Genomic DNA, 1019 nt, shown 5'->3' with positions numbered 1-1019 from the left:
AAATATGAGTAATCTACTGAATTATATTGAAGAGAATCAAAAAGAAACACAGAGGTTGATTGGACTGGAGTATGTGGAGTTACAACAGTTAATCGAAAATGCGGAAAAATTACACAATGAGAAACAAGGTTTATTAGAAGCAAGAAAAATTAGAATTATTGCAGGTGGAGGTGGACGTAAACCCAAATTATCTATCCGTGAACAAATAATTTTAACCTTGGTGTATCTGAGGCACATGACAACATTTCAACTGCTGGGGATTCAATTTGGAGTCAGCGAATCTACAGCCAATAGTACATTTAATTACTGGTTGCCACTCCTGAGAGAGTTACTGCCATCTAGTTTACTTGAACAAGTAAAAAAAAACGCATCTGACTATGAAATAGTTAAAGAGATACTGACAGACTATGAATTAATTGTAGATAGCTATGAGCAAGTCAGGGAAAGACCTGGAGACAATCAAGAACAAGAAAAATATTACTCTGGCAAGAAGTGTCATCATACATTTAAAACTCAGATGGTTATCTTGCCAGATGCCAGTGACATAGTTGATGTAGTGGCTGGGGAAAAAGGTCCCAAAAGTGATATTACTTTATTCCGAGAACATCGCTCAAAGTTTGACCAAAACCAAAGATTTAAGGGAGATTTAGCCTATCAAGGAGAAGATTTAATTTCTACTCCCATTAAGAAACCAAAAAAGCGAGAATTAACGATTGAACAGAAAGAAGAAAACCAGAAATTCTCAGCCAAACGGGTGTTTGTTGAACACCGTATTCGTTCCGTCAAAATATTTCGAGTTGTCCAGGAACGATTCCGGTTAAATCCTCACAAATATGAACAAGTAATTTTGACAATTTGTGGCTTAGTCAGATTACGAATTGGCTCCCTCATATTACCAACAGAAATAAATCCCTTAACCCCTGGCTAAAATTGACGCATATAACTTCGTGTTTTTATCTTGTTACTATCACTAAATATCTCAAACACCTATTCTATCGTCTACATTAGCTAATTTGCAA

1 protein-coding gene is annotated in these 1019 nt (G+C 35.8%); it reads left to right on the top strand.

The genetic code is table 11. The features are described from left to right. Positions 1-928 (top strand): transposase family protein (locus tag A0J48_RS26625; RefSeq protein ID WP_325079282.1); only part of this gene is annotated, 928 nt, incomplete at its 5' end. Between the last annotated feature and the right edge of the window lie 91 nt (positions 929-1019).

The organism is Sphaerospermopsis aphanizomenoides BCCUSP55 (assembly GCF_001586785.1).
Classification (GTDB): Bacteria; Cyanobacteriota; Cyanobacteriia; order Cyanobacteriales; family Nostocaceae; genus Sphaerospermopsis_A; species Sphaerospermopsis_A aphanizomenoides_A.
Note: the sequence above shows the minus strand (reverse complement) of the source record. Positions and strands in the feature narration are given on the sequence as shown.